Source organism: Lactovum odontotermitis (genome assembly GCF_054658595.1).
Genome location: NZ_BAAGGQ010000007.1, coordinates 66,654 through 81,252, shown reverse-complemented (window position 1 = coordinate 81,252; position 14,599 = coordinate 66,654). Strand labels below are relative to the sequence as shown.

The following is a 14,599-nucleotide window of genomic DNA, read 5'->3' as shown; positions in this document are numbered from 1 at the left end:
TCAGGCATGCTGAACTCAATTATGAAAAGTACAATCAAAATTTAGGAGGAGAAATTCAATGAATTTCAAAAAAATGGCTCTGTCAGCCGTCGTACTGACTGCCGCTGTATCGCTTGCCGCATGTTCGTCATCAAAAGACACAGGCTCTTCATCGTCAAAGAAATCAGACGATATCCAGACTTCTGTATCAAAAGATACGACAATTACATTCTGGCATGCAATGACAGGGGCTCAAGGAGCTGAGCTTGAGAAGATGACAGCTGATTTTGAAAAAGCCAATCCGAAAATCCATGTGACTTTGCAGAATCAATCATCCTATCAAGACTTGCAGGCGAAGCTGACGTCCACTATGCAGTCGCCGAAAGATTTGCCGACCATCACGCAGGCTTATCCAGGCTGGCTTTACAACGCCGCTCAGAATGACATGCTGGTCGACCAGGGCTCATTTATCTCAAATAGTAAGATTGGAATTACCGGCGACGAAAAGATTCAGCCGGCCCTGCTTAAAGGCGCAAAGTTTGACGGCATCCAGGCAGGCATTCCATTTAACAAGTCAACCGAGGCCTTGTTCTACAATGCGGATGTGCTGAAACAATACGACATCAAAGTTCCAACGACCATGGACGAGTTCAAAACAGCTGCTCAGACGATTTATGAAAAGTCAAATGGCGAGCTTGTCGGCGGCGGCTTTGATGCGCTGAACAACTATTATTCAATCGGGATGCGTGACGAAGGCAGCCAGTTTGACAGCAAGACAAACTTCACTTCAAAAGCTTCAAAGGCTGTCGTGAGCTACTATCTTGACGGTGTGAAAGCCGGTTACTTCCGTATTGCAGGCTCTGACAAATACTTGTCCGGCCCATTCGCGAATGGAAAAGTTGCCATGTTCATCGGCACAACAGCCGGTGAAACTTTTGTTGCTCAGGACGCGAAGTTTGAATATGGTGTAGCTGCCCGTCCTTCGGAAAATAATATTCAGCAGGGCACTGACATCTACATGTTCTCAAATGCCACGAAGAATCAGCAGACAGCGGCTTATCTCTTTGAGAAGTTCCTGGTTTCAACAAAAGAACAGGTTGAATGGGCAAATGCAACAGGCTACATGCCTGTAACAGTCGCCGGCATGAAGGATACTGCTTACACAGGCAATAAGACCAGCAAAGTCCCAGCCATCATTGCAGCAACAACGACGAAACTCTTTACAAATCCGATTGAGAAGAACTCAGATGCTGCCTACACCCAGCTGACTGCCACCATGCAGGAGATTCTGACAGACAAGAACGGCAATATTGATGACCTGCTCAAGAAAGGCAAAACAGAGCTTGACGGTGCCTGGAATCAATAATCATTTGACGGAAATGGACAAAACCGAGTAAAATATAGTAAAATAATAGCAGTGAGAACTGCTATTATTTGCAATTTTAAGGAAAGTTGAAAATGAAAATCAAGATTTTTGAAACCAGTGACATGCACGGCTACATCCTGCCGTCAAACTATACGGCTCGAAACATGAATCTGCCTTTCGGCATGGCAAAAGCCCGCGAGATGATGGACAGCCTGACAGCTGCGGCTGAAGTTGATGGAGACATTGTCCTAAAAATTGAAAACGGCGATATTATTCAAGGCTCAGCTTTGGCTTATTATCTGGCGAAACAAGCCGAGGACGGGCTGACTCATTTGACTTCAGTTACGAACTCTTTCGGTTATGACGCGGGCCTCTTGGGCAATCACGAGTTCAATTACGGCCGTGATTATGTAAATAATTATGTCGCTCTGACAGATTATCCGATTCTCTGTGCCAATGTTTTGGATGAAGAAACTGGCGAGCCGGCCTTTGGTCAGGCCTATCAGATTGTTGAAAAGAAGGGCGTTAAAATAGCAGTGCTAGGCCTTTTGACGCAGTATGTCCCGCACTGGGAGCAACCTGCGACGATTGAAGGCTTGATTTTCAAGTCAATCGTAGAGACGGCCAAAGAATATCTGCCGATGCTGCATGAAATGGCCGATATTGTCGTGGTTGCCTATCACGGCGGTTTTGAGCGCGGACTTGATACAGGCTTGCCCGAAGAAGCGCTGACAGGCGAAAATGAAGGCTACCAGCTGCTTACAGAATGCAGTGAGCTCATTGACGCCTTTGTCACAGGACATCAGCACCGGGAAATCGCACAGAAAGTGCTTGGTGTGCCCGTTGTCCAGCCAGGATACCGCGGGGCCAATGTGGCCGAAATCACGCTGGAACTGGATGATAATAAGCATGTCATCAGCTCCTCAGCTGAGCTTCACTCCGTTGAAGAAAGCGAAGTTTCAGAAGAGGTGATTTCACTCATCACGCCGATTAATAATCAGACAGAAGACTGGCTGGACACGCCGATGGGCAGTGTTACAGGCGATATGACCATCAAGGACCCGATGGAGGCGCGGATTCATGAGCATCCTTACATTGAATTTATTAATAAAGTACAAATGGCGGCCAGTGGTGCGAAAATTTCAGGCACGGCCCTGTTTAATAACGAAGCGCAAGGTTTTGGCGAAATTATCACGATGCGCGATATTCTGACGAATTATATTTATCCGAATACGTTGGCTGTTTTGCGTGTGTCTGGTGCGGATTTGCGCGCAGCGCTGGAATTGACAGCAACGCATCTATCTTTGGACGAAAATGGGAAAATTGTCTTTAATCCGAGATTTGTCAATCCGAAGCCGCAGTATTATAACTATGACATGTACGAAGGCGTTGATTACACAATTGATTTGACACAGCCGGAGGGACAGCGTATCACTCAACTGGATTTTGACGGAAAGTCCGTTCAGGATAGCGACGAACTTGAGATTGTAGTGAATCAGTATCGCGGTGTGGGCGGCGGAAATTATCCGATGTTCGATGCCTCAAAGATTATCTCTGAAATTACAGTGGACATGACAGAACTGATTGGCGAGTATTTGAAGAAGCATCCTGTGATTGAAGCGACGGCGGACAATAATTTTAAAGTTGTGAGCTGAAATCCTGTAACTTTTTGAAACTTTTTGTTTCTTTTTACGTATTATATAGTAAGAGGGAATTATACAGCTATATGAATTTAGAAGAATCACTGAAAAAATATTTCGGCTTTGACAGTTTTCGTGCCGGCCAGAAACAGATTGTCCAGCAGGTTTTGGACGGAAAGGATACACTGGGAATCTTACCGACGGGCGCGGGAAAGTCGGTCTGTTATCAGCTGCCGGCAATGCTGCTGCCGGGTGTGACTATAGTTGTTTCACCGCTGATTTCACTGATGAAAGATCAGGTGGATCAGCTCGAAGCGGCTGGAATTCCTGCAACTTTTTTGAACAGCAGTGTTGACATGGAGGAAGTTTCTCTGCGCATGCAGCAAGTTTCGGCGGGAGAAATTAAGCTCTTGTTCGTTGCGCCGGAGCGTTTTGAACTGGATTATTTCAATTTTTTCATTCAGAATCTGAAGATTGATTTGGTCGCTATTGATGAAGCGCACTGTATTTCACAGTGGGGGCATGATTTTCGGCCGAGTTATCTGGCTTTTGCGGAGCGTCTCAAGGCGCTGCCGGAGAAGCCGACTGTTCTGGCCTTGACTGCCACAGCAACGCCGCGTGTTGCAGCAGATATTCAGCAAGTTCTGGGAATTTCTCCGGAAAATACGGTTAAAACCGGCTTCCTGCGTGAAAATCTTCGCTTCGAGGTCGTGAAAAATGTTGATAAACGCACTTGGCTGAGGAACTATCTGCGCGGCCGCGACAAATCTGATTCTGGCATTATCTACTGCTCGACCAGAAAAGAAGTGGAAGAGCTGACAGACTGGCTGAATCACAGCCGATTTTCTGCCGGCCGGTATCATGCGGGCCTGAGCGAAAAGGAAAGAACACAAAATCAGGAAGATTTCCTTTATGACCGGGTGCAGATTATGGTGGCAACAAATGCTTTCGGCATGGGCATCAACAAGTCCAACGTCCGTTATGTCATCCATTATTCAACACCGGCAAATCTTGAGTCTTATTATCAGGAAGCGGGACGTGCGGGACGTGACGGGCTGGAGTCGGATGCCATTCTGCTCTGGGCGCTTAATGACCTGCGTGTCCGAAATTACCTGATTGAGCAGTCAGAGGCTGATGACGAGCTGAAGACAAATGAGTATGAAAAACTGCGTCAGATGCAGGCTTATGCCAATACAGAAACTTGTCTGCAGCGCTTTATTCTGCGCTATTTCGGCGATGAGGGCGAAGACTGCGGAAAATGCAGTAACTGTGCAGATGAGCGAATTCTGACAGATATTACGACCGATGCCCAGAAAGTCCTGTCCTGTGTCATCCGCATGGGTGAGCGTTTTGGGAAAACGGCTGTCGCCGGTGTACTAGCAGGTTCAAAAAATAAAAACTTAGCCCGCTGGAATTTTGAGCGTCTCTCAACCTACGGCATTATGAAATCCAACAGCCAGAAATCAATTGCCGCTTTAATCGACTTTCTGACTAGTGAGGGTTTCCTGGGTGTCAGTACGGGTGAATTCCCGCTGCTGTTTGTTTCAGCTGCTGGAAAGCAAGTGCTGCGGGGAGAGGATAAGGTCTTCCGGCGGGAGACTTTGAGGCCTGAAGTTGTCCGCTCCGGCAGGTCAGCTGCCAAGTCTTCTGAGAATACTGAGCATAATGGCGCGTTCAATATAGACCTTTTTGAAGTGCTGCGTGCTTTGCGTCTTAACATTGCCCGTGAAGCAAAGCTGCCGCCCTTCATGATTTTCTCGGATGCTACACTGCAGGACATGACGCGCGTGATGCCTGCGACGGATGAGGATTTTCTTGAGGTTTCTGGCGTGGGGCCGATGAAGCTGGAGAAGTACGGAGAGGAGTTTTTAGCCGCGGTTGCGGAATTTAAGAACAAGTTCTGATTGGAGCTTGTTTTTTTATATGACAAAATTGTAAGTTTCATGGGCGAAATTTCTGATAAACTGATGATGTTGGAAAAATAAAACGTTGTGCGCGGGATGCTGCAGCACCGCACACATGTTCAGAAAAGAAAGGAAATTTTCAATGAAAAAGTTATTTTTTTCTCTTTCAGCTGTTGTGCTCCTGATTGCAGGCGGAATTTACGGCTGGAAAACTCTTGTATACGGAGGTACGACTTACTATTCACGTGTCGTTGATGACGGGAAGAAATCCGAAGAAAAATTTGACAACGGCGAGACGTTTTATCTCTACAATTATGGCCAAAAAGCCTATCAGAAAGATGGAAGCGAAAAGGTTCTCAACTTCACAGCTGACCATTCGCTGCGCAAAGACGCTTATCTTAAGATCACTTACAACAAGTCAAAGGGCGTCACGGACTGGAGAGAAGTCCAGAAATCAGAAATTTCGGCCGCAGCATTGGCTAAAATCGAAGCAAATGAGACAAATCGTTTGTGAACGATAAAGGAGCGACAAGACAAATGAAAAAGTCGCAAATAGTAGCCATTGTAATAAAATAGAAAGAGGAAAAAGCCGAGCGCTTGCGTGAACGCTATTCCAAAAGGAGTACCAAAATGTTACTAGAAGTAAAACACCTCAAAAAAGTTTTCAAAACACGCTTTTCAAAGCAGGAGACAACTGCGCTGGAAGATATAGATTTCTCCGTGGACAACGGCGAATATATCGCTATCATGGGCGAATCCGGTTCAGGAAAAACGACATTGCTCAATATTTTGTCCACACTTGAAAAGCCTACCGCAGGCTCAGTCCTGCTGAATGGCCAGGATATCACAGCGATAAAGAATGAGAATATTTCAAAATTCCGTCGTGACCATCTAGGCTTCGTCTTTCAGGATTTCAATCTGCTGGACACGCTGAATGTGCGTGACAATATTTATCTGCCGCTGGTTTTAGGCAAGCAGGATGTAAAACTGATGCGCGCGCGAATCGCGGATTTAGCGCCGAAGCTCCATATTGAAGACATGCTGGATAAGCAGCCCTTCGAGCTGTCAGGCGGGCAGAAGCAGCGTGTGGCTGTGGCGCGTGCCCTGATTTCTCAGCCTGACCTGGTCTTGGCCGATGAGCCGACGGCGGCGCTTGATTTCAATAACTCAGAGAATTTGCTGAATCTGTTTGAGGGAATTAATGCCAGCGGTCAGACGATTATTATGGTGACGCACTCGAGTCTTGCGGCCAGTCATGCGAAACGGGTGCTCTTTATCAAGGATGGTGTCCTTTATCACCAGCTTTACCGCGGCGAGCGCAGTGCGACAGAATTTGCCAAAGACATTACTTTGTCGCTGACGGCTTTCTTAAGTGAGGCCGAGAAATCGTCTGCTCATGCGAACGTGAATTAAAGGAGGTACTCAAATGCTGACTTTAAAACTAGCTTTATCCAATCTTAGGAAGGGCTTCCGGAGTTTTGCACCTTTTCTCATGTCGACGATTACGATGTTTGCGCTGATTTTTGTGACGGCGTCCATCAGTCTTTCTAAGTCGCTGACGAAGATGCCCGGAAGCATTGCCATAATTTCCATGATGACTTTCGCGCTCTTCGTTCTGATGATTTTCGGTACAATCATTCTGATTTACAGCTACCGTTTCCTGCAGAATCAGCGCTCAAAAGAATTCGGGCTTTATGACATCCTCGGCTTCGGTAAGCGCAAAATCGCCGGTGTGGCCTTCTTTGAACTGCTCTTCAGCTTCATACTGACAGTCGTTCTCGGCACGGTGGTCGGCATTGCGCTGGCCAAGTTCCTGTTCCTGATTTATATCAACCTGATACAGGCGTCAAGCTTCAATCTGGCGATTAATCCGCTGTCTATCGCCCTTGTCGCAGCCATTTTCCTCGTCATCTTCCTTGTACTTTTCCTGATAGGCTGCGTTATTATCGGGAAATCTTCCAGTCTAGATTTATTGCGCCAGGATACGAAAGGCGAGAAAGAACCGAAGTCCAACATCGTCGTTGCGGTTCTGGGCGTATTGCTGATTGGTGCAGGTTATTTTATCGCGATACGTGTGACGGATCCCATAGCGGCTCTGACACAGTTCTTTATCGCAGTGCTCCTAGTCATCTTTGGAACATATTTGTTCTACATTTCCTCAACCGTCTGGTATCTGAAATGGCGCAAGAAACGCAATTCCTACTACCAGCCGCGTAATTTCATCAAAATCTCAAGCCTCCTTTACCGGATGAAAGCCAATGCTGTGGGTCTCGGCAACATCACGATTCTGCTGTCCATGGCCGTGGTCACGATTGCCACAACCGTCGTGCTTTATTTCGGAACAGGGAATGTGATTGCGAAGCAATACCCGACCGAAGGGCAAGCCTACAGCATACGGGTCGGCATGACGCGCTCTGAGCTGGTTGACGGGCTGGAGCAGGCCGCAGGAAAAGCGAATATCACGCTGCCTAAAGATTCAATTTATCCTGTTAGAACTGGAAACAACGTGATGCTGGAAGCTTCCGGCTCAAGCCTGAACCTCACAGATGCGGCTAAAAAGTTCCTAGTTTATAAGAAAACGAAAAATGCCGTAAATGCAACCATCAGCACGGTACAAGATTTAAACACGCTAAAAAATAAACTTCCGAGTCTGGCTGACAATCAGATTTATCTCTATGACTTGACAAATTCGACCAAGAAGATTGACCAGCTCAACATCGGCGGTACGAGCTATCAGGTCAAATCGCATCTGAAAACGCTGAAAAACTTCCCGATGAATCAGAGCACAGGTGCAGATGAAGTCTTGATTATCTTCCCGTCAGACGTGCAGCTTGACAGTGCTGTTGCGGCATACAACCAGGGGAATAGTGGTGAAGGAAACGAAATCATCGTTATGGCGAATGCCAACTTTGAGATTAACAAATCAGACGAAGCGGCCTTCATGAAAGCTCTTCCTAGAGGAGAATACCAGCCCAGAACATTCGACGATATCACAGTCAGTTTCAAGAGTGATGAAATCAGCAATCAGCGCATGCAATTCGGCGGATTTATCTTCATCGGATTTATCCTGGGAATTGCCTTTATCCTTGGCGCCGCACTGATTATCTACTACAAGCAGCTGTCAGAAGCCACTCAGGACAAGCGTTCCTTCAAGATTCTTCAAGAGGTTGGACTGTCTAAAATCGAGGTGCGCAAGACGATTAAATCTCAAGTGCGTATGATTTTCTTCCTGCCCATTGTGGTGACAATTGTCCATTTCGGCTTTGCTTTCAACATGATTTCTAAAATTGAGGAAGCCTTCGGTATCCGCGAAGCGGCGCTCATGCTTGGCCTCAGTGCAGTGACGATTATCATGGTTGCGCTGATTTACTGGCTGATTTATAAACTGACCAGCCGTGTTTACTATAATATCGTGGAACGAGCAGAGACTTGACGGGATTCACTGATTTAGTTCAGCTTGTCTATTATCTTTTAAATTAAAAGTTGTCAGTTTAATAAGACTGGCAGCTTTTTTTGTTAAGCTGAGCGCCAGTTAAAGATAATAGACAAAAAAAATAATAACGTCTTTTAAGTCCGTTTTTTTACAAATAAGACAAATTGTCTTATTATTTAAGAAAAAAAGTGTTATGATTAGGGTAGAAAAAATACATCGTTTGTAGTGTTGGCAGATTTTGTGATTTTACTACTATCTGCTAGATTTCTGGAGAGAAAATATGTCTTTTATTGAAATCAAGGATGAAACTAAAAAGTATCAAACCGGCGACAGCATCATTGCAGCCAATGACAATGTCAGCTTCTCCATTGAAAAAGGAGAGTTGGCAGTTATTCTGGGTTCTTCCGGGGCAGGCAAATCCACCTTGCTCAATATTTTGGGCGGCATGGACACTTGCGACAGCGGCAGTGTTGTCGTTGACAAAACAGACATTGCCAAGCTTAGTCCGCGTGATTTGATTCGCTACCGCAGGTACGATGTCGGCTTTGTTTTTCAGTTTTATAATCTGATTAACAATCTGACCGCCAAGGAAAATGTTGAGCTGGCTTCTGAGATTGTGACTGAGGCGCTAGACCCAGTCGAGGTTCTGAAAAATGTCGGCCTGGGCGCACGCATTGATAATTTTCCCTCGCAGCTGTCAGGCGGTGAGCAGCAGCGGGTGGCAATTGCCCGGGCGGTGGCTAAAAACCCTAAGATTTTACTTTGCGATGAACCTACGGGTGCACTGGACTATGAAACTGGCAAGCAGGTTTTGAAGATTCTGCAGGATATGTCGCGTCTGCAGGGCACCACGGTCATTATTGTTACGCACAATGTGGCTATCAGCCAGATTGCCGACCGCGTGATACAGATGCATGACGGAAAAATAAAGGAAATAAAAGTTAATGCAGAACCGCTGGACATTGAGAGGATTGAATGGTAAGATTTAAGTAGAACTAGAGACGATGACATGAAAACGAGAATTCTAAATAAAAATATTCGACGCTCAATTACGGGTTCATTCGGCCGTTTCTTATCAATTTTTCTATTGATGGGACTGGGCGTTTTTGCGTTCACTGGACTAAAAGTTTCGGGTCCGGACATGCGTGCTACCGCCGAGCATTTTTATGAGACGCATCATTTGGCTGATTTGAGCGTGATTTCAACCTACGGCTTGGATAAAAGCGACCAGGAACTTATCAGTAGTGCTAGTGGGCTTAAAAAGGTCGAATACGGCTATTTTGAGGACATTCTGATTAAAGGCACGGACACGAGCCTGCGCGTTCTTTCTGAGCCTCAGACGTTGTCGACTTATCAGCTTGTAAGCGGTAAAATGCCGCAGAATAATCAGGAAATCGCGCTGGAATATCAACTCCAGGGAAAATATAAACTCGGCGGAAGTATCACTTTCACTGAAACTAAGACAGACGGCGAAGATTTGTTGAAAAATCATCGCTTTAAAATTAGCGGATTCGTCAAATCAAGTGAATATGTCGACAAAAACAGCTTCGGCCAGACAAATATCGGAACCGGCCAGCTTAACGGCTATGCTGTGGCTGCAAAAGACGTTTTTCAGTCGGATGTCTACATGATTGCCAGACTCAGTTACCAGAAAATGGACGGCATGTCTCCTTATGATAAACAATATCAGACACTATCGGATAATTATCGTACTGCTCTTGAAAAACGTCTGAAAAAACAGCCTGAGGAGCGCCTGGAGGTTCTGAAAAATCAGCCGCAGCAGCAAATTTCCGATGCACGGGCCCAATTGGACTCCGAGCAGGAAAAGCTTACTGCGCAGCAAAATCAGCTCAATCAGCAGCTTAGTCAACTGCAGCAGGCAGAAGCGGCAGGATTAACGCCTGATTCTTCGCAACTCAGCCAAGTCCAGTCTGCCCAGGAACAGCTCACAGCAGCTCAGAAAAAAATAACGGATGCTGCCGAGCAGCTTAATCAGCAGGAAGAAACACTTAAAAAGCTTGAACTGCCTGTCTATACCGTCAATAATCGAAAAGACGGCAACCCAGGTTATCAGAGTTACATTGAAGATTCACTGAGAATTGACACACTGTCTAATGTTTTCCCGGTTGTTTTGTTCACAATTGCTGCACTTGTCTGTTTGACGACAATGACGCGCTTTGTTGAAGAGGACCGCTCTAACCTCGGACTGCTGAAAGCGCTGGGTTATACCAATCGTCAAATCCGCCGGAAATTTCTGGTTTACGGCTTTACCTCGGCTTTTGCAGGCGCCGTCATCGGGACAATTTTAGGCCATACTTTTCTGCCTTATGCGGTTTTTGACGCTTATACGGCTTCCTCGACGCTGTCAAATCTGCGTTTGACTTTTTCACTCTTCTGGACAGTTGCGGCATTTCTGGTTGCGATTATCTGTACAGTCTTGTCCTCTTATTTTATTTCCAATGTCGAGCTCAAAGAATCGCCGGCCAGTCTGTTTCTGGCAAAACCGCCCAAAGCGGGCTCACGCATTCTGTTAGAGCGGATTCGGCCGATTTGGCGGCATTTAAGCTTTACTTACAAGGTCACTGCGCGAAATCTTTTCCGTTACAAAAAACGCATGCTGATGACAATTTTCGGCATTGCCGGCTGTACAGCTCTCTTAATTATGGGCTTTGGTATTCGTGATTCCATCTCAGACCTTGCTTCACGCCAATTTACCAGCATTTTGCATTATGACCTGATTGCGGTGAATAAAACAAATCTGGACAATAATGAGCAAAATGAACTAAATAAGCTGCTTGATTCGAGTGAAATTAACAGGCAGGAGCCGGTTTATTTTGAGCAGCTGACTAAGGTTGCAGGGCAGGACAAAGATACACAAGATATTAGCTTGATTGTGCCGCAGAATGACGCGGCTTTTAGCGATTATATCAGTCTGCGTGAAAGAGCTTCCGGCAAAAAACTAAGTCTTGCTAAGCATGCAGTCATCATCTCGGAAAAACTGGCCAATCTGCTTCATGCCAAGGTCGGAAGCAGTATCACGCTAAAAAGCAGTGAAAAGAAGAGTGTTCGCTTGAAGATCTCTGGAATCACAGAAATGTATATGGGACATTACGTCTTCATGAATCATAGCACTTACCGCCAGGACTTCAAACAGAACTCCAAGGTGAATGCGCATCTGGTTGAGCTTAAGGACGATAGCAAACAAAACGTTCAGAAAATGTCGGCCAAACTGATGAAAAACGACACGGTGGTCGGAATTGTCCAGAACAATGAGCTGAAAAGCACGGTTGACACGTTCTTACACGGCATTAACTCTGTCATGGTTATTTTGATTTTCTGCGCTATTATGCTTGCAGTTGTGGTTATTTATAATCTGACAAACATTAACATTTCCGAAAGAATCCGCGAACTTTCGACAATCAAGGTGCTGGGCTTCTACGACCGGGAGGTGACCTTCTATATTTACCGTGAGACGATTTTCCTGTCCTTTATTGGGATACTTTGCGGCTACGCTCTGGGCGCTTATCTGCACCATTTCATCATTACCAGCTTGATGCCCGATAATGTTATGTGTAATCCGAATCTGCTCTGGAGCAACTATCTGCTGTCCGCTGCAATCACGCTTGCGACCACTTTCCTGCTGAGTATTCTGGTGCATTTCCAGCTGAAGCATGTGGATATGCTGGGAGCGCTGAAGTCTGTGGATTGAATGATTCATCTTGTGGAGCTGAGCTCTAGTCTTCGGGGCTAGAGCTTTCATTTACAGCGGGATTTTTCTGCCTTATATATTAATACGCAGAAAATCGGGAAATGTTTCAGCACAAAAATGAATAATTGTTTAAAAAGATTGCTTTTCGATTATGGTATAATGGACAAAACATGAAATCTGGTGCAAATACTATTTAATTTAGCGAAAGGAGTTTCAATTTGCCGACAATCCAATGGTTCCCGGGCCACATGGCCAAAGCCCGCACTCAAGTTCAGGAAAAGCTCAAATTTGTCGATTTTGTGATTGAAGTCGTAGACGCACGTCTGCCGCTGTCTTCGCGTAATCCGATGCTGGAAAAAATTGTGGGCGACAAACCTCGTCTGCTCATTTTGAATAAATCAGATTTGGCTGAGAATACTACCGACTGGCTCAGCTATTTCGGCCATGCGCTGGCTGCCAACAGCAAAGAGCAAATCACGTCAAAGCGCGTACTGAAAGCTGCCAAGGAGCTCTTGGCTGACAAAATCAAGCGCAACACTGAGCGCGGCATTCAAAACACTGTGCTCAGGACCATGGTCATCGGCATTCCCAACTCCGGCAAGTCGACGCTGCTGAATACGCTGGCCGGAAAAAGTTCGGCTAAAACCGGCAACAAGGCAGGCGTGACGCGGGCTCAGCAGTGGATTCGCTCGAACAAGGAGCTCGAAATCATTGACACGCCGGGAATTCTCTGGCCGAAGTTCGAAGACCAGACGGTCGGGCTGAAGCTGGCGCTGACGGGCGCAATCAAAGACGACATCTACCCGCAGGACGACGTGACAATTTTCGGCTTAGAGTTTTTCGCAAAGCACCATCCTGAGCGTTTAGAGAAGCTTTATGGACAGCTGCCAGATACGTCTATTCCCGACTACATTGTAGAACTCACAGCTAAAATGGGCTTCCGTGACGCCTACGAGCGTTTTTACACACGATTTATCAACGACGTCCGCAATGGCAAGCTCGGACGATTCTGTTTAGACCAGATTGAAGAAGCAAAAACAAATGACGCAGACAATTAAGAATATCAAAGCAGAACTGGCTCAGCTGACCAATCTGACTTCACCCAGATTCACAGAGCTTGCGCAGGATGAACGTGTCGGCGTGCAGACAGCCGTAAAACAGCGGCAGAAGCAGCTGCGAGCTGAAATTGCTGAAGATGCCCGGCTTGAGCAGATGCTGAGCTATGAAAAATCTCTTTATGCACAGGGTGTCCATTACATTGCCGGAATTGACGAGGTCGGGCGCGGTCCGCTGGCAGGTCCTGTTGTTGCAGCAGCAGTGATTCTCCCTGAAAACTGCAAAATTCCGCACTTGAATGACAGCAAGCAGATTCCCAAGAAACATCACCAGGAAATTTTTGAAGCGGTGCAGCAGCAGGCTCTGGCGATTGGCATCGGTTCTTGTAGTACGGAAACGATTGACGATATCAATATTTATCAGGCTTCTCGACAGGCAATGATGCAGGCTGTCGCACTGCTTGAAATCAGCCCGGAGTACTTGCTGATTGACGCGATGAAACTGGATTTGCCTATTGCCCAAAGCTCAATCATTAAAGGGGATGCGAAGTCGCTCAGTATTGCGGCGGCTTCTATTGTGGCAAAGGTCACGCGGGATAGGCTGATGGCAGACTATGACAAGAAGTACCCGGGTTATGATTTTGCTCAGAATGCCGGCTATGGGACAGCGAAGCATTTGGCGGCGCTGGCAGAGCTGGGTGTGACACCGATTCACCGGAAAAGCTTTGAACCGGTCAAATCTATGCTTGAGAAAGAGCTATAAAAAATTAAAAGGAAAGACTTATGATAACGCCGCTTTATACCCAAATTCATGATGCGATAAAAGCAGACATTGAAAAAAAAGTCTATCAAGTAGGGAAGCGACTGCCGAGCGAACGTGTGCTTGCCGAGAAGTTTAATGTCACTCGTACCACGCTTCGTCAGGCTGTGACAGCCCTATGTGATGAGGGGATTTTAGAGCGCCGTGTCGGCGCTGGTACTTTTGTGGTTGGTCAGCGGGTGCGCGAGCGCATGCGCGGGACGATTTCATTCACTGAGATTGCCAAATCCCAGGGGAAAAAGCCGAGCAGCAAGATTATCAGCTATCTGAAGGTGTTTGCCAACGAGATGGAGCGTGAGAAGCTGCATCTTGAGCACAATGCTCGAATCATCCGTATGGAGCGTATTCGTTATGCGGACGGGCTTCCAATCTGCTTTGAGGTTGCCTGTGTTCCGGCTGAGCTAGTGGAAGGTTTCAAGAAAGACGAGATTACAAAGCACTTTTTTGCAACGTTAGAGGCGAACGGCAAGGTTATCGGCCGCAGCGAGCAGACGATTTCCAGCAAGAATGCGAGTCAGGAATTGTCGCGCTATCTGGAAATCAAGCACGGCGCAGCGATTCTGACGGTCAATCAGGTTTCTTACCTCAAAGATGAGACACCTTTTGAGTTCGTGCTTTCATCATATGCGGGCGAGCGCTTTGAATTCTATCTTGAGAGATAAGCTGTACGTAAAAAGGGAGACAAATGTTCCC

The 14,599-nt window shown here is 46.4% G+C and carries 11 protein-coding genes; all 11 read left to right on the top strand.

Annotation, left to right across the window (positions count from 1 at the left end):
• Positions 1-58: 58 nt before the first annotated feature.
• The 11 genes from ACYQ2E_RS05480 (at position 59) to ACYQ2E_RS05430 (ending at position 14,568) form a co-directional block, all read left to right on the top strand.
• Positions 59-1,345: an extracellular solute-binding protein gene (locus tag ACYQ2E_RS05480; RefSeq protein WP_460017069.1), complete on the top strand. Its 1,287-nt coding sequence runs from the start codon at positions 59-61 to the stop codon at positions 1,343-1,345.
• Positions 1,346-1,437: 92 nt separating this feature from the next.
• A complete protein-coding gene (locus tag ACYQ2E_RS05475; RefSeq protein WP_460017068.1) occupies positions 1,438-3,000 on the top strand; it encodes a bifunctional metallophosphatase/5'-nucleotidase in 1,563 nt (520 codons plus the stop codon).
• A gap of 71 nt (positions 3,001-3,071) precedes the next feature.
• Positions 3,072-4,889, top strand: coding sequence for a DNA helicase RecQ (recQ, locus tag ACYQ2E_RS05470; protein ID WP_460017067.1), 1,818 nt, complete (start codon positions 3,072-3,074; stop codon positions 4,887-4,889).
• A 142-nt stretch (positions 4,890-5,031) separates the two neighbouring features.
• The gene (locus tag ACYQ2E_RS05465; RefSeq protein ID WP_460017066.1) at positions 5,032-5,403 is read left to right on the top strand and encodes a YxeA family protein; all 372 of its coding nucleotides are present in this window, start codon (positions 5,032-5,034) and stop codon (positions 5,401-5,403) included.
• Positions 5,404-5,519: 116 nt separating this feature from the next.
• Positions 5,520-6,302 carry an ABC transporter ATP-binding protein gene (locus tag ACYQ2E_RS05460; RefSeq protein WP_460017065.1) on the top strand — a complete coding sequence of 261 codons (783 nt, stop codon included), beginning with the start codon at positions 5,520-5,522 and terminating at the stop codon, positions 6,300-6,302.
• 13 nt (positions 6,303-6,315) lie between these two features.
• Positions 6,316-8,322, top strand: a complete 2,007-nt coding sequence (locus ACYQ2E_RS05455; RefSeq protein WP_460017064.1) for an FtsX-like permease family protein — start codon at positions 6,316-6,318, stop codon at positions 8,320-8,322.
• Positions 8,323-8,602: 280 nt separating this feature from the next.
• Complete coding sequence (locus tag ACYQ2E_RS05450) at positions 8,603-9,304, top strand: ABC transporter ATP-binding protein (RefSeq protein WP_460017063.1); 702 nt, start codon at positions 8,603-8,605, stop codon at positions 9,302-9,304.
• Between the two features lie 27 nt (positions 9,305-9,331).
• A complete protein-coding gene (locus ACYQ2E_RS05445; protein WP_460017062.1) occupies positions 9,332-12,031 on the top strand; it encodes an ABC transporter permease in 2,700 nt (899 codons plus the stop codon).
• A 218-nt stretch (positions 12,032-12,249) separates the two neighbouring features.
• Entirely contained in the window at positions 12,250-13,089 is an 840-nt protein-coding gene (gene ylqF, locus ACYQ2E_RS05440) for a ribosome biogenesis GTPase YlqF (RefSeq protein ID WP_460017061.1), read from the top strand.
• Positions 13,073-13,849, top strand: a complete 777-nt coding sequence (locus ACYQ2E_RS05435; RefSeq protein WP_460017060.1) for a ribonuclease HII — start codon at positions 13,073-13,075, stop codon at positions 13,847-13,849. The genes ylqF and ACYQ2E_RS05435 overlap by 17 nt, the downstream gene beginning before the upstream one ends.
• A gap of 23 nt (positions 13,850-13,872) precedes the next feature.
• Entirely contained in the window at positions 13,873-14,568 is a 696-nt protein-coding gene (locus ACYQ2E_RS05430) for a GntR family transcriptional regulator (protein ID WP_460017104.1), read from the top strand.
• Positions 14,569-14,599: the final 31 nt, after the last annotated feature.

Coding starts and splice junctions, on each gene's coding strand:
- ACYQ2E_RS05480 (WP_460017069.1), top strand. CDS start 59: ATGAATTTCAAAAAAATGGCTCTGTCAGCCGTCGTACTGACTGCCGCT.
- ACYQ2E_RS05475 (WP_460017068.1), top strand. CDS start 1,438: ATGAAAATCAAGATTTTTGAAACCAGTGACATGCACGGCTACATCCTG.
- recQ (WP_460017067.1), top strand. CDS start 3,072: ATGAATTTAGAAGAATCACTGAAAAAATATTTCGGCTTTGACAGTTTT.
- ACYQ2E_RS05465 (WP_460017066.1), top strand. CDS start 5,032: ATGAAAAAGTTATTTTTTTCTCTTTCAGCTGTTGTGCTCCTGATTGCA.
- ACYQ2E_RS05460 (WP_460017065.1), top strand. CDS start 5,520: ATGTTACTAGAAGTAAAACACCTCAAAAAAGTTTTCAAAACACGCTTT.
- ACYQ2E_RS05455 (WP_460017064.1), top strand. CDS start 6,316: ATGCTGACTTTAAAACTAGCTTTATCCAATCTTAGGAAGGGCTTCCGG.
- ACYQ2E_RS05450 (WP_460017063.1), top strand. CDS start 8,603: ATGTCTTTTATTGAAATCAAGGATGAAACTAAAAAGTATCAAACCGGC.
- ACYQ2E_RS05445 (WP_460017062.1), top strand. CDS start 9,332: ATGAAAACGAGAATTCTAAATAAAAATATTCGACGCTCAATTACGGGT.
- ACYQ2E_RS05435 (WP_460017060.1), top strand. CDS start 13,073: ATGACGCAGACAATTAAGAATATCAAAGCAGAACTGGCTCAGCTGACC.